This is a genomic window from Citrobacter sp. Ce006, from assembly GCF_030336535.1.
Taxonomy (GTDB): domain Bacteria; phylum Pseudomonadota; class Gammaproteobacteria; order Enterobacterales; family Enterobacteriaceae; genus Citrobacter; species Citrobacter europaeus.
The window spans coordinates 1-21,428 of the sequence record NZ_JAOWDO010000066.1 but is presented as its reverse complement, the minus strand read 5'-3'; the positions used below and the strand labels follow the sequence as shown (position 1 = coordinate 21,428).

Here is a 21,428-nt window from a genome sequence, read left to right as displayed (position 1 = left end):
GGCGCATTAACGTCTGCCGTTAATGCGCTGATTATCCCTGAGAACATCAATCGCAGTTTGCATGGCGATTTTGTCATCCCGCCTTTTTTGTTTGTCCTGCATGAACTGAAGGTATTCCAGCAAGGTGCGGGTATTAATCGGTCGGCCCTGTTTACCCACAGCCAGCACGGCTTCGCCAAGAATAATTTTCACTGGCGGTAGTTGTGCCGGATACCAGTCAAGGGTGTCTTCTGATTTCATTATAAATCTCTCACGGAAGGGTAGTGTATCATAAATCAGACGTTCAATTTTCAATATTTGATATCCTGATTCAGACACAACTTAACATAACTTATGCCAGTTATTTTTATATTAAAGCGTATAATAATTACTGTATCCCTCAGAGAATTATTTATGTCTTATACAAAAGGGCTCAGGTATTTTAAAGAAAGACCGGTTCATGTTGCCTGCCCGGTATGCGCACACAAAGCTGATCAGAAAGCAGGTAAACTAAGAAAAGATGCAGTTCTTGAGTGCCCTGCCTGCGGACTGTTGTTCAGACCTTCAGAATGCTGGTGTATCGGCGGCTGATCAGCTTCTGCCTTTTAACGTAAGTGATGTCGGGAAATGACAATGTTTATCCTGTTTTGCAGTTGTCGAGGGTATGATAATGAAATCTAAAAAATCTGTTTTTATTGAAGGACATATTCTGTCGAATAGCTGTCACGGGCAGGCCGGTCAACCTTTCTGCATTCACCGGGTCAGGTTTAGTAATGGTAAATATGCGATTATCCGGGTGACATCCGGGATATGTTTCAAACCTGGCGAAATTATTCAACGAAAAGATTGCGAGTGGTTTTATAAACTTACCAAGATTCGCCTTCTTTCTTTTGAGTACCTTGAGGATGATGAATCAAGGAGACAATTTACTGAATATCAATGATAAATCCATGAATTTAATAACAGCCGTTACACGTTTCGGCAGAAACGAATTATGTGTTGAGCTACAGAGTTACATTAATGTGGCCTTTAGAACTAATATGCACAGCTATATTAATACAGATATTAACTCATAGAAAACATGGAATTAATCTGGTTATTCCCTCTGTTGTTGGGCTATCTGGTTAGAGATTTAAGAAATCATTCATCCACATATCAGCCTCTTCAAACATTTCCTGAACACTTCGGCTTATCTGTTCTATTTTATGCTTGCTGGCGTCAACGCATTCAATTTTGGAAGGAAAAACTGTCCGAAACCGGTCCGAATATGTCCGAAATGTTGGCTAACTATATGATTTTTAGTGCCTGAAAACACACCTTTATTTGTGCATTTTTTGTTCTAATGGTTTGTTATTGCATTGAAAATGAAGGATAAAAAATAATTTTGGAAAAAACAGGAATCGTATTCGGTCTCTTTTTATGTGGATTTTATTTCAATAACTTAGGACATAACGTCTGAAAGTTTCCGAAATTTTTCCGCATATCACTTTCGGGATTTCTTCGTTATACCATACTGTTTTTAACATTCACACTTCATTTGCACAGAAAAAAATCAGATCGTGATGCCCGTTTTTCCTGAGATCCGGCTGATGTGCCGGCATTTCAGTTGATGCTTGTTCCTCAGAGGCTTGGACACGCCTCTCTCAATAGCGGTATGATTATCCATCAATTGATGAAGTTCTGGTCCCTGATACATGGACTTAGTTTCTCGATAAAGAGACATAAGAAATGGAAAAATTAAAAGAAAGGCTTGTGATGGAGATTGGTAATGCTGATGATCTCTCTGCATCATTAAAACTATATACCAGTTTCTATCCATTAATTCCTGAGTATAAATTTGTCTTTTCATCGCCTAAAGGGCCATATCCGGGTTTTCAAACTAACAAGAAATTCGAGCATGGGGCGTCTATCCGCTCTTTATTCAATGATGAAAATGTTTTCGTGATGGATCCCCAAACCATAGAGGAAATGTTCAGTGAGAAAGGGCACTCTACATTTAAAATAGACTACTCCATATCCCTTGATAGTCAGGCATTAAGCTATCTCAGACCATATATTAATGGCAAAGTTTCTGGTCTGGATGATGATATTGAAGAAATATTTAAATTTATTTCACATAAGAATACGCAAGTAGACTCAGTATTATATGAACTGGAGAATCTTAAAAATCTGGATGAAAAAGATAATCACCATAAAATATTTGACAAGTTGATGGGATACGAATTTATAAAAGATGTTGATCTCGTTAAGTCTGGAAGCAGTGGAATATTGACCTCAAAGATATCTCAAGGTGAGCTTTTTCTCAATACAGACAGACATTTTAGCTCAATGCTCACCAAAAACAGAAACTCTGAGTTCAGGCGTGCGTTAACAGACAGGCACGATAGCGTATACGCTTATGTTCTTATGATGAGTATCATACAAATAAAATCGCCTGCCAGATCGCTTAAGAATAAACTAATCGATCTCTTAAGTTTTGCTCACACCAAAGCTTGCTTTTTGGCGACAAGAGAATTGATCCTGGCGAGTGAGTTTTTTAAGCGAGGGACTGACTTTAGGTTTTTTAACAAAGTACATAAAAAATCGAAAAATCTGTGGCCGGCATTACGGGGTATGGCCTGGGACTTGACTCACTGTAGGTATTTAGAACAGGCACTCACATTCAATACAGGAAAGGATGAGCGGTATTTTTTTCCTGGAATATTGAGTTGTGACAAAGGCTTTGTTGAGGCGATGGAGCTCACGCCGCTTAAGGCTGTTGCATTTAACACGCAAGGCGGGCCACCGTTACTATTTTATCATGAACATGATGTAATAAAAATTACCGGGAATATCCCTGCGGTTAATGATTTTTATCAGGAGTTGTGTCGTAAACAGAAAAGAGAAGAAAGAGCCTGTGCACGTAATGCACCTGATTATGACCTGCAATTTTTAGTCGCTGAACTGGAAGAAGAACTGGAAGCTGTTGCGATTGTACCTCGTTGACGCGCGGATAGCGTAGGGCCACGACGTCTGGTTCGGACTGCTAAGGTTTAATTAAGAACAGGGCAATATTTGTGTACAGGAGGTCAAATGGGACTGCCTGACAATGCCTATCAGAGAGTGGAAGCGATGCGCTGGCGTCACGTCTGGGTAGTTGGGGACATCCACGGTTGCTTCTCATTATTGATGGCTAAATTGCGCCACTGTCATTTTGATCCGTGGCAGGACCTGCTGGTTTCAGTGGGAGATGTTATCGATCGCGGGCCTGACAGTTTGCGCTGCCTGAAATTACTGCGTAAAAGCTGGATTGTCGCGGTCAGAGGGAATCATGAACAAATGGGGTTGGATGCGCTGGCAACAGGGGAGCAATCGCTGTGGTATATGAATGGCGGTTCGTGGTTTGCACAGGCGGAGCAGCCAGCGGCAAAATTCGCTCTTGAAGAATGTCAGCAATTACCCTGGATTCTGGAGCTGCGTTGCAGCAATGGCATTCATGTCATTGCCCACGCAGATTACCCTGATGATGATTATCAGTGGCAAAAAGATATCGATTTACAGCGGGTGCTGTGGGATCGCTCAAGGCTAATGAATAAAGGCAACGGCATTCGCGGCGCGGATCACTTTTGGTTTGGCCACACGCCATTGCGCCAACGGTTGGATCACGAGAATCTGCACTATATTGATACCGGAGCGGTGTTTGGAGGCGAGTTAACGCTGGTGCAACTGCAGTAATCAAAAATCGCTGTACTCCTGGGCTGGACGCCAGAAGCTGTCGATATAGTCATCCGCGGGTAAACATCCGCCGTTACGAATACGCTGATCGTCCATCGATATCAGGCACTGCTGCTCGGTTTTGTAGACATCAACAACGATATCTTCACAACCGCCGCCCAGGTAGCACACAAAAAGAACCAGCGTGAACATTCCATCCTCAAAGGGTAAAGCCATACCTGTAGTGTAGAAGATGTTGATAGATGAGGGAAATTAACCAGGAAATAACCCGTCTGGCGACGGGTTCTTTTTGAATCAGGCAAGGCGCATGATCCAGGCATCTGACTTACGATCGTAGTGCTCGCGAAATAGAACCGAATGTTCTCCGTTAAGAAGGGCCGGGACGCTGGTGTCGGCATCCCAGGCGTCCAGTTGCATACATAAATCCGGATCGGATTTACACGGAATGGTTAACGTTCGATCCCCTGGCGATTCGCCATGTAATTCGGCGTCGTCGATTTCAAAAGCGCCAATGCGCACACTGGTTTTCATCATCGTGCTCTCCGTTTATTTGCTGGTTGTGGTACGACCAGTTAGGGCGTCCATTTTTCAGCGTAGTCAACGTTAGCAAAAGCGCCAGTAAAAACGTGCGTTATCCTGTAAAGAGTTTGCCATCACGGACAAGTTCGCGTGGATAGCTATTCTTTAATCGCGAACCAATACGCTTTGCCAGGCCGAGCGGCTGATGCTGGAACGTAACCAGTACATCATCGGTAGTCGGCGCGGTTTGTGGGTAGATATCCCGGCCACGGTACCACTCTTCGGCTTCGGCAAGGGTCAGTTCAAACGCATGGCTGTGATTTGGGTTGGCAAGAGCGACTACGGCCTCATGCTGCCAGCGGTATCCTTTATTGTGCGTTTCAGCCAGTTTGACGCCGAGTCGGGAAAAACGAACTTTGCCAATCAGGGGTTCAATCTCGGTTGGAAACAGCCAAATTTCTTTATCACGCTGCCACAGGCGCAGACTATCTCCCCACTGCAATCCACAGGCGTTAGCAGCCTCAGTGATAAGGGCGGATTCACGTCCTTTTAGCGGGGTGAACGGGAAGTTACCGACTTTGTATTTCGGCGCGGGTAACGCAGGAATGGAGGCCGTTTTGCGCAAACGCGCAACGAAGAAACCTTCACAATCGTAGATCTGCGGGAACACATGCAGGAACCCTTCCTGCGTCAGGGCGCGTTCGGCCTCCGGGAATAAATCGCCCAACGGTAAAAACTCGACGGCATCCGGGTAGGACTCAATCAACCATTGCATGATGTTTTCATTTTCGTCACGATTCAGCGTGCAGGTCGAGTAAACCAACGTGCCACCGGGACGCAGGGCATGAAAGGCGCTGTCGAGCAGTTCGCGCTGGGTCTCGGCGATTTGCAGATTACTTTCTGGCGACCAGTTTTTTAGCGCATCGGGGTCTTTACGCACCACGCCTTCACCGGAACACGGGGCGTCCAGCAAAATGGCATCGAAGGCTTCTGGTAACGCTGCGCCAAATACCCGCCCGTCAAAATGGGTGAGCGCGACATTGGCTATCCCGCAACGGCTGATATTGGCGTGTAAGACTTTGACACGACTGGCGGAAAATTCATTCGCCAGAATCGCGCCCTGATTATTCATTTTCGCAGCAATTTGTGTGGTTTTGGAGCCGGGGGCAGCCGCAACATCCATTACGCGTTCCGGGGTATTGCCTTCGGCAAACAGCGCGGCGACCGGCAGCATCGAGCTGGCTTCCTGAATATAAAACAGACCGCTCAAATGTTCCGCGGTGCTGCCAAGAGGCACTGACTCCTCATCATCGCGTTCGATCCAGAAGCCTTCTGCACACCAGGGAATTGGAGTGAGTGACCAGTTGTAAGGCGCAGTCAGAGTGAGGAAGTCGACAACGGAGATTTTCAGCGTATTGACGCGGATACTGCGGCGCAGCGGGCGCTGGCAGGCAGCGAGAAAATCATCGAATGAGAGCGTGGAAGGCATTGCTTCACGCATTTGCGTCAGAAAGGCGTCGGGAAAATAAGCCACTTGGTACCACCAGCAAAAAAACAGGTGCGCAGTGTAGCATAACTGCTCCGGCGTACGTACTCGCGCCGGAGCAGCGGATACATTAACGTGGCAGGGCGGTGCCCCATTCACGCCACTCTTTTGGTTCGCTTTCGAGTAGCAGGAAGTGTTTACCGGCCTGCGCTTTCGGGGCCAGTGGCGTACCCGGCGGCGTAGCGAAGGCGATACCACCGCGGATGAACTGATTGAAGGTACCGGTCTTCACAACGCCGCCAGTCAAACCAAAGTCGAGATTGTATCCGGATGCCAGCCAGAACACGGAGTTGTTGCGCACCAGATGCTGATAGCGCTGGCTAATGCGCATGGCAACCATCACGCGGTCAGAAAGCGAGCCCAGCGTCAGCCCGGTGACGGTACCCACTTCAATGCCTCTGAACAGGACCGGCGTACCGATATTCAGCGAACCTGCTTCCGGCGCTTCCACCACAATGCTTAAACCATCAAGGTAACGAGAGTCGGTGATAGTGGCTTCCTGCAGCTCAAAATCACGGCGCGGGTTACCGCGTCCTGGTTCAACGTTAATATACGGCTGTAAGATCGTATCGAGATGCTCTACGCCTGCCGCCGAAATTTGCGGTGTGATCACGGAGAAACGGGTACCGCTTCGGGCAAAGTTTTGCACGTATTCCGGATACAGAACCGCTTTTGCCTGAACTTCGTTACGGGCGGTGATCAGCTCAAGCGTCTGGATCTGGCCGATATCGATTCCCAGGTAGCGAATTGGCATGCCGGCAGCGAGTTTACCAGCGTCGAACGCGTGCAGGGTAATCTGGCCGCCCACTGCGCGCGCGGCGGTTTCGGAAGCATACAGAATACGCTTGTCGCCTTTGCGTTGGCTGGCGCTGGCGCCGCTCAGGTTATCGAAGCTAATCGCGCCCTTAAGCGCCCGCGAAAGGGGAGATGCCTGTACGGTCAAACCGCTGCCGTTAAGCTGAACCTTTGCCCCGCCTTCGGCCCAGAATACGCTGTTGCTGGTCAACAGATTGCGATATTCCGGTTTGATATGCAGATCGATATCAAATGCATCGGCGCGTGGACGAACGCTGATCACTTCACCGACTTCGAATTTGCGATAGAGCACCACCGAACCAGCCTGCACATCAGGTAACGTTTCGGCGCTCAGGCTGACCGTGGTGGTCGGCAGATCGCTCAGGCTGTTTTCAATCGCTTTTTCCAGGTTGGCATACAGTGGGTAGCTTTTTTTCATTTCACCTTTGGTACCGGGTAAAATGCGAATGCCGCCGCTGAGCCACTCACTGGCGCTGGCGCCAAGGAATTCAACGCCATCAAGTCCTACTTTGACATCCACACGGCTGTTGACCACGAACTTACTGTCACCTTGCACCAGGGCACGATGCTGCGGTTCAACGGCAACGGTAAATGAGACGCCTTTGCTGGAAAGCGTGCGCTCAATCACCTGACCGACCTGTACGCCGTGGAGAATCAGCGGCTGGCCAGCATCAATACCGTAACTCTCCGGCGCGGTCAGCGTAAACGTCATGACGCCCGGATCGTGCAATAAAGACTTCTCAGCGGGGATCACGGCAAACTGGCTACGCGGCTCTCCCTCGCCGGGTACCAGCTCGAAAGTTTTCCCCGTCAGTAGCGAACTGATATTTGCATCGCTTAACGACAATTTAGGGCTGTGTAATTCAATCCGCGTGTTGTCACGCAGCAGCGTTACGACACTGGGATCAACCGTCATTTCGCCGGTGACTTTACCGCCTGGATTTAAATCCAGTTTGGTCAGTTGACCGACTTCTAATCCTTGATACATCAGCGACGTTGAACCAGCCTTGAGTCCGTCGCCGCTGGGTAAATCAAGTTTGACGATCACCCCGCGCTGGCTATGCGCGAGATCCTGATATAAACCAAACGTGTCATCGGCCACCGCGGGTTTTGAGTCTTCAGGCGAATCAAAAGCAATGGCTCCATTGACCAGCGCCGCCAGACTCTCGAGCTTGATCTTCGCTCCGCTGAGGCTGACATCGGCATTTACGCCGGACACGTTCCAGAAACGGCTGCCTTTTTTCACCAGATTAGTAAAGCGACGTTCGATCAGCACGTCGATGGTTACGCCCTGATGATTTGGGTTGATGGTGTAGTCATACACCCGACCCACCGGAATCTTACGGAAATAAACCAGCGAACCGCTATTGAGCGATCCGAGGTCAGGGGCCCGCAGATGCAGCATCAAATCGCCATTATCCAGGCGATATTTAGGTTGCGTATCGAGGGCGACGAAATGATCTTCCGGCTCGCCGGTTCCGGGCATCATGCCGATATAGTTGCCGCCAACCAACGCATCCAGACCAGAAACCCCGGCCAGTGACGCTTTTGGCGTGACCAGCCAGAACTGGGTATCTTTGCGCAGAGCATCTTTCATGGTCGATTTGATGCTGACGCGGACTTCAATTTTGCGCAGATCTTTGCTGAGGTTGATATCCTGCACCGTGCCCACTTCAACGCCCTGATAACGAACGGGAGTACGGCCCGGAACAATGCCGTCCGCAGACATAAAGTCAATGGTTACGGTATTACCGCGATCTTCATAGCTTCCCCAGATAAGCCATCCTGCAATCATCAGCGCGATGAACGGCAGCAGCCAGAACGGAGAAATACGGCGTTTAGTTTTAATCTGCGCTTCAGTCTGCGAAGCGGGCGTTTCCTGACTCATGTGCATCCCAAAGTAAGCGGCTGTCCAGCCATTCCACAGCAAGAATAGTCAATATTACCGCTGCGCCGAAATAAAACGCAGCCGGTCCCATAGTAAAAGCAAGTATCTGATCGCGATTAATCAGCGACATGGTTAAAGCGATAACAAACAGATCCAGCATCGACCAGCGACCAATCCAGGTCACTATACGCAGCAGTTTGATGCGGGTACGCAATCCTTGCTCACATTTAAAATGGATGCTGATGAGCAACGTAAACATCACAATCACTTTGGTGAATGGCACCAGAATACTGGCGATAAAAACGATCGCCGCCACGCCGATGTTGCTGTTCGCCAGTGACATTATGCCTGACAGGATCGTATCTTCCTGTCGGCCGCCGTTGACATAAATTACCGAGATGGGCAGCAGATTAGCAGGCAAAAGCAGGACTACTGAGGCCAGCAGAGCAGCCCAACACTTTTGGATACTTTGATTTCTGCGCCAGCGCAATGGGATATGGCAGCGAGGGCAGCGACCGCGGGCGTCCGGATAACCTGTAAAATGGCAGCCGAGGCAGACGCGGAGCTTTTCATCGGGCCGACGAGCCGGTCTTTGCGGGTAGAAACGGTCCCAAAGCTGCTCAACGTTAAGATGCGACAGCGTCAAAATGCTCAGGATCACCAGCGCAATAAAAGCAAACAGCCCCACACCAGGTTGCAAAAAAGCATAGTCCTGAACTTTGATTGATGCGACGCCAATACCAACCAGATAGATATCAAGCATCACCCATTCTTTGAGTCTTTCCAGCATCAGCAGCACCGGGCGCAGGTTCATGCCAAGAATATTGCCGAACCATAGATAAGCGATTGAGGTAACCAGAATGATTGGTGCCCCGGCAACGCAAAACAGTACGAAAGATGCGGTGAGTGGGTCACCTTGTCGGGTCATTTGCCAGATACCTTGCAGCACATTGGCGTCAATGCGCACACCTAATAAATAGATGTGCAGGAGTGGTTCTCCCCAGGCAAAGGGCATCAGCAGCAGCATGGTGAAAGCCATTGCCGCCAGCCGTGTTAATGACCAGTCGCGTCCGTCACGAATTTTTGCCTGACAGCGTGGGCAAAATGCACTTTGGTGCGAACGCATTTTAGGCAAGCTAAAGATCAGGTCACATTCAGGGCAACGATGGTAATGTGCACGAGGAATTGCATCACCAATGGACCTGATGGCTATTTTTTTAGTCGGCGTGATGCGTGGTGTCGTTAAGGCCATGTATCGCGAATCAAATTGTTGAAGTAATGTTATCTTAACTCATGACGGGAATGATCTTGAGCATTAACGCATTTAATGTTTATTTTAGTAGGCTGCAGTTTTAGGTAAGACAACCAAGTGATTAAATAATGAACAAAATAGAGCTATACACGGATCTGAACCGTGATTTTCAGGCATTAATGGCAGGTGAAACCAGTTTTCTGGCAACGCTGGCGAATACCAGCGCGTTGTTGTACGAGCGTCTTGCAGAAGTAAACTGGGCCGGTTTTTATCTACTCGAAAACGATACGCTGGTGCTTGGACCCTTCCAGGGAAAAATCGCCTGTGTGCGGATCCCGGTAGGGCGCGGGGTGTGTGGTACCGCAGTAGCGCAGAACCAGGTGCAGCGCATTGAGGACGTTCATGCTTTTGACGGGCACATCGCATGCGATGCCGCCAGCAATGCAGAAATCGTTCTGCCAATCACCGTCGAAAATCAGATGATCGGCGTGCTTGATATCGATAGCACGGCGTTTGGCCGCTTCAGTGAAGAGGATGAACAGGGGCTGCGAACGCTGGTGGCAGCGCTTGAAACCGTGCTTGCAACGACGGATTACAAAAAATTCTTTGCGCGCGTCGCAGGATAATCAACGGATAACGTAGCAATTACTGATGACGTCATTATAATGTCGCCTGTTCATGCCTGCGCTTGTTGGCTACGTCCGTTGTAATCAGGAAATTTCATGGAAAATCAACCTAAGTTGAATAGTAGTAAAGAAGTCATTGCGTTTCTGGCCGAACGCTTCCCGCAGTGTTTTAGTGCGGAAGGCGAAGCGCGCCCACTGAAAATTGGCATTTTTCAGGATCTGGTAGAGCGTGTTGAGGGCGAAATGAACCTCAGCAAGACGCAGCTCCGCTCTGCCTTACGTCTCTATACTTCAAGCTGGCGCTATCTGTATGGCGTAAAATTGGGCGCAACGCGTGTCGATCTTGACGGCAACCCTTGTGGTGAGCTGGATGAGCAGCACGTTGAACATGCCCGCAAACAGCTCGAAGAAGCTAAAGCCCGCGTTCAGGCGCAACGTGCAGAGCAACAGGCGAAAAAACGCGAAGCGGCCGCTGCTGCCGGTGAAAAAGAAGACGCACCGCGTCGTGAGCGTAAGCCGCGTCCTGCTCCGCGTCGTAAAGAAGGCGCTGAGCGTAAACCTCGCGCTGAAAAACCAGCAGCAAAAGCACCGCGTGCTCCTCGTGAAGAACAGCATACCCCGGTATCTGATATTTCAGTACTGACGGTAGGGCAATCTCTGAAGGTGAAAGCAGGTAATAATGCGATGGATGCCACCGTATTAGAAATCACCAAAGATGGCGTCCGTGTACAGCTGAATTCGGGTATGTCTTTGATTGTACGCGCAGAACACCTGGTGTTCTGAAACGGAGGCCAGGCCTGGCATGAACACTTTTTTTAGGCTTACTGCGTTAGCTGGTCTGCTTGCATTAGCAGGCCAGGCACTTGCTGTAGAAGATATCACGCGTGCCGATCAAATCCCCGTATTAAAGGAAGAAACCCAGCATGCGACGGTAAGCGAACGTGTGACATCGCGTTTTACGCGTTCACACTATCGCCAGTTCGACCTGGATCAGGCGTTTTCGGCAAAAATTTTTGACCGCTATTTGAATCTGCTCGACTACAGCCACAACGTGCTGCTGGCGAGCGATATCGAACAGTATGCAAAAAAGAAAACGGTCCTCGGCGATGAACTGCGTACCGGTAAACTGGATGTCTTTTACGATCTCTATAATCTGGCGCAAAAACGTCGATTTGAGCGTTATCAGTACGCATTAAGCGTACTGGCTCGTCCAATGGATTTCACCGGTACTGACACCTTTAACCTCGACCGGAGCAAAGCCCCATGGCCGAAAAGCGAAGCAGAGCTTAACGCGCTGTGGGACGGCAAGGTTAAATTTGACGAACTCAGCCTGAAGCTGACCGGTAAAACCGATGCGGAAATTCGTGAAACGCTGACGCGTCGCTACAAGTTTGCGATTCGACGTCTGGCGCAGACCAATAGCGAAGATGTGTTCTCTCTGGCGATGACGGCTTTCGCCCGTGAAATCGACCCGCATACTAACTATCTGTCTCCACGCAATACCGAACAGTTCAATACTGAAATGAGCCTGTCTCTGGAAGGTATTGGCGCGGTTTTGCAAATGGATGATGACTATACCGTCATTAACTCCATGGTAGCGGGTGGCCCGGCAGCCAAGAGCAAAGCGATAAGCGTTGGCGACCGTATTGTCGGCGTGGGCCAGACCGGAAAAGGTATGGTTGACGTGATTGGCTGGCGTCTTGATGACGTCGTGGCGCTGATCAAAGGACCTAAGGGCAGCAAAGTTCGCCTTGAAATCCTGCCCGCTGGTAAAGGTACCAAGACGCGCACCGTAACGTTAACGCGTGAACGTATTCGCCTCGAAGACCGCGCCGTGAAAATGTCCGTGAAAACCGTTGGCAAAGAAAAAGTTGGCGTACTGGATATCCCTGGCTTCTATGTTGGCCTGACGGATGATGTCAAAGTTCAGTTGCAGAAGCTGGAAAAACAGAACGTCAGCAGCATCATTATCGATCTGCGCACCAACGGCGGTGGCGCGCTAACCGAAGCCGTTTCACTTTCCGGTCTGTTCATTCCTTCTGGCCCGGTGGTTCAGGTTCGTGACAATAACGGTAAAGTGCGTGAAGACAGCGATACCGACGGCGTTGTGTACTACAAAGGCCCGCTGGTGGTGTTAGTCGATCGCTTCAGTGCTTCGGCATCAGAGATTTTTGCCGCGGCAATGCAGGATTATGGTCGTGCGCTAATCGTTGGTGAACCAACCTTCGGGAAAGGCACCGTACAGCAGTATCGCTCCCTGAACCGTATTTACGATCAGATGCTGCGTCCGGAATGGCCGGCGCTCGGTTCTGTTCAGTATACGATCCAGAAATTCTACCGTGTAAACGGTGGCAGTACGCAGCGTAAAGGCGTTACGCCGGACATCATCATGCCGACAGGCAATGAAGAAACTGAAACCGGTGAGAAGTTTGAAGACAACGCGCTGCCGTGGGATAGCATTGATGCCGCGACCTACACCAAATCAGATAACCTGACGCCGTTTGGGCCTGAATTGCTGAAAGAGCACAATGCGCGTATTGCCAACGATCCTGAGTTCCAGTACATCATGAAGGACATTGCGCGTTTCAATGCGCTGAAGGATAAACGCAACATCGCATCTCTCAATTACGCTCAGCGTGAGAAAGAGAATAACGAAGATGACGCAATGCGTCTGGCGCGTATCAACGATCGGTTTAAGCGCGAAGGCAAACCGCTGCTGAAGAAACTGGACGATCTGCCGAAGGATTACCAGGAACCCGATCCGTACCTGGATGAAACGGTAAAAATTGCGCTCGACCTGGCGCATCTTGAAAAAGAAAAGCCAGCGGAACAGCCCGCAACCGGTAAATAACCTTAAACAGGCACAAGAAATTGTGCCTGTTTTTTTAACAAACGCATGAAGACGTCAGTCTGATACGATAAAATGTAAAGTTGTGTCTTTCTGGTGACTTAGCACCTATGGATGCTTGAAAATAGCCATAAGACCCATACGATATGGGTAATCGCATAGTGCGTTTTGTTAAATTGAGGTTAAAAGAAAATTATGATGCGAATCGCGCTCTTCCTGCTGACGAACCTGGCTGTGATGGTCGTTTTCGGGCTGGTATTGAGCCTGACAGGGATTCAGTCAAGCAGCGTTCAAGGCTTGTTGATCATGGCACTGCTGTTTGGTTTTGGTGGTTCCTTCATTTCGCTGCTGATGTCCAAGTGGATGGCGTTAAAGTCCGTTGGTGGGGAAGTAATCGAACAGCCCCGCAATGAAAGGGAACGCTGGCTGATGAATACGGTAGCGAATCAGGCTCGTCAGGCCGGGATCGCCATGCCACAGGTCGCAATCTACCATGCGCCAGATATTAACGCGTTTGCTACCGGTGCGCGCCGGGATGCTTCGCTGGTGGCTGTGAGTACAGGCCTGTTGCAAAACATGAGCCCGGATGAAGCCGAAGCCGTCATCGCGCACGAGATCAGCCACATTGCCAATGGCGATATGGTTACCATGACGCTCATTCAAGGGGTGGTGAACACCTTCGTTATCTTTATCTCACGTATTCTGGCGCAAATTGCCGCTGGTTTTATGGGTGGAAACCGCGATGAAGGTGAGAGCAGTAACGGCAACCCGTTGATTTACTTTGCAGTGGCGACGGTGCTGGAGCTGGTATTTGGTATTCTGGCGAGCATTATTACCATGTGGTTCTCACGTCACCGTGAATTCCATGCGGATGCCGGTTCAGCAAAACTGGTGGGGCGTGAGAAAATGATCGCCGCGCTGCAGCGTCTGAAAACCAGCTATGAGCCGCAGGAAGCGACCAGCATGATGGCGTTCTGCATCAACGGTAAATCCAAATCGCTGAGTGAGCTGTTTATGACTCACCCTCCGTTGGATAAACGTATTGAAGCGCTGCGCAGCGGTGAATACCTGAAATAACTGGCAGCAGGCTAAAAGTAAAGAGCGCGTCGACAGACGCGCTTTTTTTTATCTATATTATTTGCCGGGGAGTTCAAAACAGATTTACCCGTCTCCCTGGTTACCAGAAGATTCATTTACTTCAGTTCGTGTGCAGTACCATCAGATAGCAAATGGATTCGGCGTAATGAAGATGTGATAGCGGCAATTAGAAAAATGAACTGGGTGAATACGCATCTCGTTTAACTACCATTGAAATACATGGATACATAATAGTTTTAACTGGCAGAACTCACTGACGCAGGTTAGTTGAGGCGAATTCATTTTCCTTAGGGTAAGAGTCAAAAACTATTATGAAACAAGAGCTTGTATTGACAGATGAAGACTTGCTGGCAAGAGGTAACGACCGATACGTCTTTCAGCATCCTCAGGATAGCAAGCTGCTGATCAAAATCGTTATTTCAGATATAGCTAACTATAAAAGCAAATTACGTGAAGTCTTCCGCGATCTCAAAGAGTGCAAGCCTAACCATCAAACTGACTCGCTTTATATGCAAAAGATCGAAGGTCTTGTTGAAACAAACAAAGGAGTAGGGCAGATCACTGTGAAGGAGTGCGATGAACATGGCAATATTGCGCAAACTCTTTATCAGCTCGCCGTGAAAAAAGAACTCGATGACAGTAAATTACAGAAGCTGAATGCTTTTTTAGCATGGTTTGTCAGCACCAGAGTCATTATTAACTCTCTGCATTGTAAAAACATTGTTTACGCCTGGGACAGCGAGCGTCAGGAGTATCGCTTCAAAGTCATTGACGGGTTTGGTGACAAAACGTTTTTTCAACTCAGTAAGCTTTCACAGTCAGTTCGCGATAAGAATAAAATCAAATGTCTCAAGCGGATGCTTAACGATTTGAATGGCCTTCAACAAGCTTAACCACACTGGTTAGAAATAGTCTAATCATAATTTTTTGTTGCTGGATATCCAATACAACGAGCTGATTAATAGAGGTTTTTACTCAGACGTTCGTTGTATATCAACTTCTTGAAACATATTCTGAATTGCCCGGCTTATGTGCTCATGTTTGCAGCTTAAGTATAGATTGCCGGCAGTTTCATTCTCGGCTTAACCCGATATCAGTATCCTCGTAGACCCAGTGAACTTTCTTATCAACCCTCCCGTTATCTATTTTTCATTCCTGTCTTCGATATAGCAAATATCTCTTCCTTTGAAGCAATATTTACTATTTTCCCAATAGTTCGGTCAGGATCTGATCTTAACAACACAGTATGATCTACTGAAACGATGGTGGATTTTTTGTATTTTATATTTTACAGACTGTGCTGCCAGATATCTTTATGGCCAAAACATCTATAAATTAATTTTTTATTAGTATAAATAACTGACATTGTGCATGCCGATTATAATGAAGGTGTCATTTTAAAAGTAAATACATTACAAGATTTCTCATCTACAGTATCGATTCCTGAACGGAAATTCAGGAATTAGAAAACGACAGGAGTTATTGGTTTGCTGCAAGAAAAATATATTGTTTTTACTCAGGATACTTACCTTCGTTGTTCTATAGACGCTTTGATGCAAGCGAGTTTTACAGAGAAAATATTGTGTTTCTGCGATGTAGATTCATTTCCTACACTGGATGCGCTTTATCGTGCAATTGAATCAGTCTGTGCAGATACTAGAATAATCACTATCTCACGGGGATTATGGCTCTCCCGGTTACTTGGAACACTAGTTGATTTGGAAATGACAGATGATTTCTACAAGTGGCGTTTATGTATCTTCAGGGGACAAAAAAATCACTCCCGTAAGGTAATCGATAAAATACTAAGCATCAGACAACTTAAGACATTAACCCGACGAGAGATATATGTTATTCATTTATTACTGGCTGCAAATAGCGTCAGCGAAGCTGCTAAATTAGCAAGGATTGACGTTAAGTTTTTCCAGGCGATAACAATCGCTATTGCGCGAAAATATAATTTACGTAATTCTAACGAACTGCACTTTTTTGTTCGTAAATTTATGCTGTGGAGTTAGCGTGGTAACAGCTATGTGGAATTTATCTATACAAATCATTAACACTGCGTTGTCTTTGCATTAAACTGAATTGGTGTTAATGACTGTTTCTGTCATATAAGTAAGATAAAGTATCTATAATACATCAAATTATCGATATAAATGGATGTTTTTGTGAGCCGGGAATAGTATCCGCCCCGTACAGGTTGCTCAATGTTTCTGCGGAAAAGACCAGAAAAGAGAGGCTATCTGTTGAGTGTCGTTATATTCATTGCTGTACCGCCATGATAATTAGCCAAAACATAAAGGCTTCGTGGTCTTATTCGGAAGGTGATTATGAACAAGATTTATCGTGTTATATGGAATTCGGCTCAAAATTTATGGGTTGTGGTTTCGGAGTTTGGTAAAGGTAAAACGAAAAGTAAAAGCACTACCCAGTTCTCCCCGAAATCCACCAGTTTGCTGTTTAATCTTAAAGCTGTTAGCACGGTTGTTACATTAATACTATCAGGGAACGTTAATGCGCTAGAAATCAATGGATATACTGAATTCAATTCATCAGAAAGTATAAATGATGGTTTGCAATGGAACACAACCTCTACTGTGCAGGTAAATAACGGTGCGGATGTTATTATTACAGGTGGCAATCCAACAATAAATATGGCGCCACCTGCCAATGAAAATACATCTATATGGATCAATGGCGGCAGTTTAACAGCGGAAAATAGCGGTGCACTATTAATGGGAAATAATAGTATGCTGCAAATTGGTGGTTCCCAATTAGGAGGGTTGACATCGGAGCAATCCGGGGGGACTGCCGGTGTTATCTCTGCAGGTGATATTAAAACGAATACTGGCGCGACAGATGCGACTATCTGGATGTTTGGTTCAGCGAATGCAATGGCTAGGTTAACTGCAGAAAGCATTAGTCTTACTGCAGATCATAATAGCATATGGCTGGCAAATCCCAGTTCTTCAGAGCAGGGTGCCGAAATTAATGTTACGGGTGACATGACCGTAAAAAACACCAGTGGCGGCACGTTCATGATGGTGGGCAATTCCCAGCTTAACGTGGGCGGCGATCTGTCTCTTGATACTACGAACGGTAGTTTTTTAGCGACTAACAATTCAACTTCGAATGGTATCAACGTTGGTGGCGATCTTACTTTCAGTAATAACGTTGAAATCAATAACATTGATGCTGTTAGTACTGCTGCAGGCATTTATTCAACGGTGGTAAATGTTGGTGGAGATATAAATGTTGTTGGTAAAAACGTAGGGGGTACGGGTCTTCAGATATTGAATGCAACAGGAACGGGCATAACGACGAATGGTGATTTCAATATATCGTCAGCAGTCGCTGACAACGTGACAAAAGTGATCCTGGGGCACGCTTCAAAAGTGACTGCTGAGAATGATATCACATTAAACAGTGTATCCGGCGGCGCTACCCAGCTTTATATTGGTGATGCTAAGTATGGTGCCCCTACCTCTATTGCTGCCAAGAGCATAGCAATGAGTGGCGATGGGCAGAATACGGTTATTTTCAATAACATCAGTCAGACTCAACCTGGTACTGAAGGCTATTTATTCAATATCGCGATTAATGGCGATGGCGCGGTGGAGCAACAATCAGGACATACTACTCTGGCTGCTGTGTCAAATTACACTGGTGGGACGGTAATTAGCGGTGGTTTACTTTCCATTGCGGATAGTAAAGCACTGGGAAGTGGTGTGGTATCTGTTAATACGGCTCCAAACACTAATACTGGACTGGATATTGCTTATGCTGATGGCAGTGCATTCAATAACATATTATCAGGTAGCGGTAATTCAACCGTATCTGGTAATGCCCAGATAACCGGTACTAACCAAAACTATGCGGGTAACTGGAACGTAACGGGCACTGCTTCAACGGATACCGCGGTGTCCTCTACGCAGAATAATTTCGGTACCGGTGATGTAAATATCAGCAGTGGCGGACGCTTGCTCGCGACAACAAACAATGGGTTCAGCTTTGATAATAAGTTAACCGGAGCCGGATATCTTGTTGCTGATAATAATGGTAATGCGTTTAACTTTAGCAATACCACGGGTTCTGAATTCGCAGGGAATGTGATTCTCAATAATAATCTGTTCGCATTAGAAGCAGACAATACGTCTGCGTTAACGAATGCCACGCTTACCGTGGGTACTGGCAACGCTACATCGGTTGGAACTGGAACACAAAACATTGGTGGTCTGGCCTTTAATGGCGGGACATTAATTTTTGGTGCTGTTTCTCCTGGCGATACGCTTAGCGATCGTTTCATTCAGACGGAAAACGATCTGAATTTAACCGGTAGCGGGCAAATTCAAATTAGTACTGGTGGCGATTTTGAGAACACGCCGCAGCATCCTGACACAACTTTACCTTTGCTCCAGCAGGATGAAGGTGACGTCCTGGTTAAATTGGCTGATAGCTACGGCACGGTTACAGGTAGTGCTGGGAATCTTAGCCTGGTCGATCAGAATGGTAATGTGGTTTCTAATGCCCAGACATCTCACATTACTCAGAATGGTGAGACCGTGGCAAATGGTGTTTACGATTATCGTCTGACAAGTGGTGAAAATGGCGATGGACTTTACATCAATTATGGTCTGACCCAACTCGAATTACTTGCGCAAGGGAATAATGCCCTAACCCTCAATGCCGAAGGGAATACCGGTAATGCCGCAGATCTCAGCGCCCGCGTGACAGGCACTGGCGATCTGGCGTTTGACAGCGCCAGAGGCCAGACGGTATCGCTGTCGAATATGGATAACGATTACACTGGTATCACCGATGTACGCAGCGGCAACCTGCTGATGAAAAACGATAATGTTCTGGGACAGACCAGCGAACTGCGTCTGGCCGCTGATACCGGTTTTGACATGAACGGTTATAGCCAGACTGTCGGTAAGCTGACGGCGGCGGCTGACTCACTGCTGGACATCAATGGCGGTAGCCTGACCCTGGCGCAGGGCGGCACAGCCGATGGAATATTGACCGGAAGTGGCGCGTTAAACATCAATGGCGACACGCTGACCATCACCGGTGAAAACAGCACGCTGACGGCAAAAACGACCATTGCAGAAGGCGCGCGCGTGCTGATGAACACGACGCTGGGTCTCGGCACCGGCGATATTGTGGCGGCGGGGACGCTGACGATGAGCAAGGCCGTAGGCGCGCTTTACAACAGCATCAGCGATGCCGGACGGGTTGAACTCAGCGAAAGCGATGTCGCGCTGGTGGGCAACAACAGCGCCTTTACGGGGCAATTTGCTGTGGATGCGGATTCCCGGCTCACCGCGTTCACAGCAGAAAATCTGGGCAGCGCAGAGGTGAGCAACAGTGGTTCACTGGTGCTGAACAGTAATACCGACTGGCAGCTTGATAACGATGTTTATGGTAGCGGCGATGTGACCAAGCTGGGAGCCGGCTCCATTACCGTCGGCAATAACGCCGCCTGGACGGGCAAAACGGAGATTGAGCAGGGCGGCCTGGTACTGGGGGACGGCACATCTCCGGTCACGCTGGCCAGTAGCGAAGTCAACATTGCGGCTGCGGGGATGCTCTCGGGCACGGGGGGCGTTGCAGGTCATGTGAATAACGCCGGTGTGCTGCTGGTGGGAACCGGGACCGGCGACAACCTCCTGTTCACGGTGGGGGGCGACCTGGTTAACAGCGGTACCCTCGCAACCGGTGTGAATGGTCAGCAGGCCGGTAACCAGCTGGTGGTCAATGGCAATTACACGGGTAATGATGGCCATCTTTCCCTGAACACCGCGCTGGGGGATGACAATTCCGTTACGGATAAGCTGGTGGTGAAAGGCGATACCAGTGGCACCACCTCCGTCAGCGTCACCAACGCCGGTGGGAAAGGGGCCGCCACGATTGATGGGATCGAAGTTATTCATGTTGATGGCGCATCGGACGGTGAGTTCACCCAGGCTGGCCGTATTGTGGCAGGGGCATATGACTACAGCCTTGGGCGCGGTCAGGATGAAAACAGTGGCAACTGGTATCTGACCAGCGGCAAAACCAATCCGGATCCCGAACCAAATCCGGATCCGGATCCCGATAAAGATCTGCGTCCGGAAGGCGGCAGCTACACGGCTAACCTGGCGGCAGCCAACAACATGTTCGTCACCCGTTTGTACGATCGCCTGGGCGAAACGCAGTATATCGATGCCCTGACCGGCGAGCAGAAAGTCACCAGTATGTGGATGCGCCACGTTGGCGGGCACAACAACTGGCGTGACGGCAGCGGCCAGCTGAAAACCCAGAGCAACCGTTATGTATTGCAGCTGGGAGGCGACATTGCGCAATGGAGCCAGAACGGACTTGACCGCTGGCACCTGGGCGTGATGGCGGGTTACGGGAACGACCACAGTAACACCCGGTCATCACGCACGGGTTATCGTTCCCGGGGTTCAGTCAATGGCTACAGTACCGGCGTGTATGCCACATGGTATGCCAATGATGCGTCGCATAACGGCGCCTGGCTGGACAGCTGGGCTCAGTACAGCTGGTTTGATAACAATGTTAAAGGCGATGATCTGCAGGGCGAGTCATATAAATCGAAAGGGGTGACCGCCTCGCTGGAAATGGGATATGCCCAGAAAATGGGCGAATTTGCCGGCAGTCATGGCACGCTGAATGAATGGTACATCCAGCCTCAGGCGCAGGCGGTCTGGATGGGCGTGAAGGCGGACGATCATCAGGAAAGCAACGGCACCCGTATCACCAGCAACGGTAACGGCAATGTACAGACCCGGCTGGGCCTGAAAACCTGGATTAAGAGCCATCATCAGATGGATAACGGTAAAGAGCGTGAATTCCAGCCGTTTGCCGAACTGAACTGGCTGCACAATTCACGAGATTTCAGTACGACCATGGACGGCGTGAATGTTCGTCAGGACGGGGCGAAAAATATCGCCGAAGTAAAAGTGGGTGTGGAAGGACAGGTGAGTCCGCGTCTTAATCTGTGGGGCAACATCGGGGTCCAGGCTGGCGACAAAGGCTATAACGACAGCGCTGCGATGGTCGGTGTGAAATGGAACTTCTAAGCTGATTCTGCCGGGCAAGTTCAGCCAGACTGGCGTATGTCAGTCTGGTTATTT

General features: G+C 48.5%; 18 protein-coding genes and 1 pseudogene. 12 read left to right on the top strand and 7 right to left on the bottom strand.

Features of this window, described 5'->3' with window-relative positions:
- Positions 1 to 6 precede the first annotated feature (6 nt).
- A complete protein-coding gene (locus tag OGV94_RS08915) occupies positions 7 to 240 on the bottom strand; it encodes a YnaE/YdfK family cold shock protein (RefSeq protein ID WP_080625052.1) in 234 nt (77 codons plus the stop codon).
- A gap of 93 nt (positions 241 to 333) precedes the next feature.
- Between OGV94_RS08915 and OGV94_RS25110 the strand changes: the two genes are divergently transcribed.
- Both OGV94_RS25110 and OGV94_RS08910 read left to right on the top strand, forming a co-directional pair.
- Entirely contained in the window at positions 334 to 570 is a 237-nt protein-coding gene (locus OGV94_RS25110) for a YnfU family zinc-binding protein (RefSeq protein ID WP_352477246.1), read from the top strand.
- 79 nt (positions 571 to 649) lie between these two features.
- Positions 650 to 922, top strand: a complete 273-nt coding sequence (locus tag OGV94_RS08910) for a hypothetical protein (RefSeq protein ID WP_172313143.1) — start codon at positions 650 to 652, stop codon at positions 920 to 922.
- A gap of 181 nt (positions 923 to 1,103) precedes the next feature.
- Here the strand turns inward: OGV94_RS08910 and OGV94_RS08905 are convergent, their stop codons facing one another.
- Positions 1,104 to 1,211: a DinI-like family protein gene (locus OGV94_RS08905; RefSeq protein WP_080626304.1), complete on the bottom strand. Its 108-nt coding sequence runs from the start codon at positions 1,209 to 1,211 to the stop codon at positions 1,104 to 1,106.
- A gap of 496 nt (positions 1,212 to 1,707) precedes the next feature.
- Between OGV94_RS08905 and OGV94_RS08900 the strand changes: the two genes are divergently transcribed.
- On the top strand, positions 1,708 to 2,964 hold the full coding sequence (locus tag OGV94_RS08900) for a hypothetical protein (RefSeq protein WP_103771174.1): 1,257 nt from the start codon (positions 1,708 to 1,710) through the stop codon (positions 2,962 to 2,964).
- Positions 2,965 to 3,051: 87 nt separating this feature from the next.
- A complete protein-coding gene (gene pphA / locus OGV94_RS08895) occupies positions 3,052 to 3,693 on the top strand; it encodes a protein-serine/threonine phosphatase (protein WP_286523122.1) in 642 nt (213 codons plus the stop codon).
- Here pphA and OGV94_RS08890 read toward each other — a convergent pair whose 3' ends face one another.
- The 5 genes from OGV94_RS08890 to yebS form a co-directional block, all read right to left on the bottom strand.
- Positions 3,694 to 3,885 (bottom strand): YdfD/YebW family protein, encoded by a 192-nt coding sequence (locus tag OGV94_RS08890; RefSeq protein WP_016152779.1) that lies wholly within the window; start codon positions 3,883 to 3,885, stop codon positions 3,694 to 3,696.
- A 102-nt stretch (positions 3,886 to 3,987) separates the two neighbouring features.
- On the bottom strand, positions 3,988 to 4,224 hold the full coding sequence (locus OGV94_RS08885) for a YebV family protein (protein WP_029139506.1): 237 nt from the start codon (positions 4,222 to 4,224) through the stop codon (positions 3,988 to 3,990).
- Between the two features lie 100 nt (positions 4,225 to 4,324).
- Positions 4,325 to 5,746, bottom strand: a complete 1,422-nt coding sequence (gene rsmF / locus OGV94_RS08880) for a 16S rRNA (cytosine(1407)-C(5))-methyltransferase RsmF (protein WP_286523120.1) — start codon at positions 5,744 to 5,746, stop codon at positions 4,325 to 4,327.
- Between the two features lie 82 nt (positions 5,747 to 5,828).
- A complete protein-coding gene (locus tag OGV94_RS08875) occupies positions 5,829 to 8,462 on the bottom strand; it encodes a PqiB family protein (RefSeq protein WP_043016681.1) in 2,634 nt (877 codons plus the stop codon).
- Complete coding sequence (gene yebS / locus OGV94_RS08870) at positions 8,431 to 9,714, bottom strand: membrane integrity lipid transport subunit YebS (RefSeq protein WP_043016680.1); 1,284 nt, start codon at positions 9,712 to 9,714, stop codon at positions 8,431 to 8,433. Before yebS ends, OGV94_RS08875 begins: the two co-directional genes overlap by 32 nt.
- Before the next feature lie 128 nt (positions 9,715 to 9,842).
- Here yebS and msrC point away from each other — a divergent pair, with 128 nt between their 5' ends.
- The 8 genes and pseudogenes from msrC to OGV94_RS08830 all read left to right on the top strand — a co-directional run bounded on the left by msrC (position 9,843) and on the right by OGV94_RS08830 (position 21,374).
- Entirely contained in the window at positions 9,843 to 10,340 is a 498-nt protein-coding gene (gene msrC / locus OGV94_RS08865; protein WP_043016679.1) for a free L-methionine (R)-S-oxide reductase MsrC, read from the top strand.
- A 96-nt stretch (positions 10,341 to 10,436) separates the two neighbouring features.
- A complete protein-coding gene (gene proQ / locus OGV94_RS08860) occupies positions 10,437 to 11,123 on the top strand; it encodes an RNA chaperone ProQ (protein ID WP_003833781.1) in 687 nt (228 codons plus the stop codon).
- Between the two features lie 19 nt (positions 11,124 to 11,142).
- On the top strand, positions 11,143 to 13,191 hold the full coding sequence (gene prc, locus OGV94_RS08855) for a carboxy terminal-processing peptidase (protein ID WP_043016678.1): 2,049 nt from the start codon (positions 11,143 to 11,145) through the stop codon (positions 13,189 to 13,191).
- A gap of 192 nt (positions 13,192 to 13,383) precedes the next feature.
- Entirely contained in the window at positions 13,384 to 14,265 is an 882-nt protein-coding gene (htpX, locus tag OGV94_RS08850; RefSeq protein WP_043016677.1) for a protease HtpX, read from the top strand.
- Between the two features lie 332 nt (positions 14,266 to 14,597).
- On the top strand, positions 14,598 to 15,179 hold the full coding sequence (locus OGV94_RS08845; RefSeq protein WP_043016676.1) for a YrbL family protein: 582 nt from the start codon (positions 14,598 to 14,600) through the stop codon (positions 15,177 to 15,179).
- A 594-nt stretch (positions 15,180 to 15,773) separates the two neighbouring features.
- Positions 15,774 to 16,304: a hypothetical protein gene (locus tag OGV94_RS08840; RefSeq protein ID WP_080625054.1), complete on the top strand. Its 531-nt coding sequence runs from the start codon at positions 15,774 to 15,776 to the stop codon at positions 16,302 to 16,304.
- 315 nt (positions 16,305 to 16,619) lie between these two features.
- Positions 16,620 to 16,691 (top strand): annotated as a pseudogene (locus tag OGV94_RS25105) (ESPR domain-containing protein); the annotation flags it as partial.
- A 603-nt stretch (positions 16,692 to 17,294) separates the two neighbouring features.
- Positions 17,295 to 21,374 (top strand): autotransporter outer membrane beta-barrel domain-containing protein, encoded by a 4,080-nt coding sequence (locus OGV94_RS08830; RefSeq protein WP_502874124.1) that lies wholly within the window; start codon positions 17,295 to 17,297, stop codon positions 21,372 to 21,374.
- Positions 21,375 to 21,428: the final 54 nt, after the last annotated feature.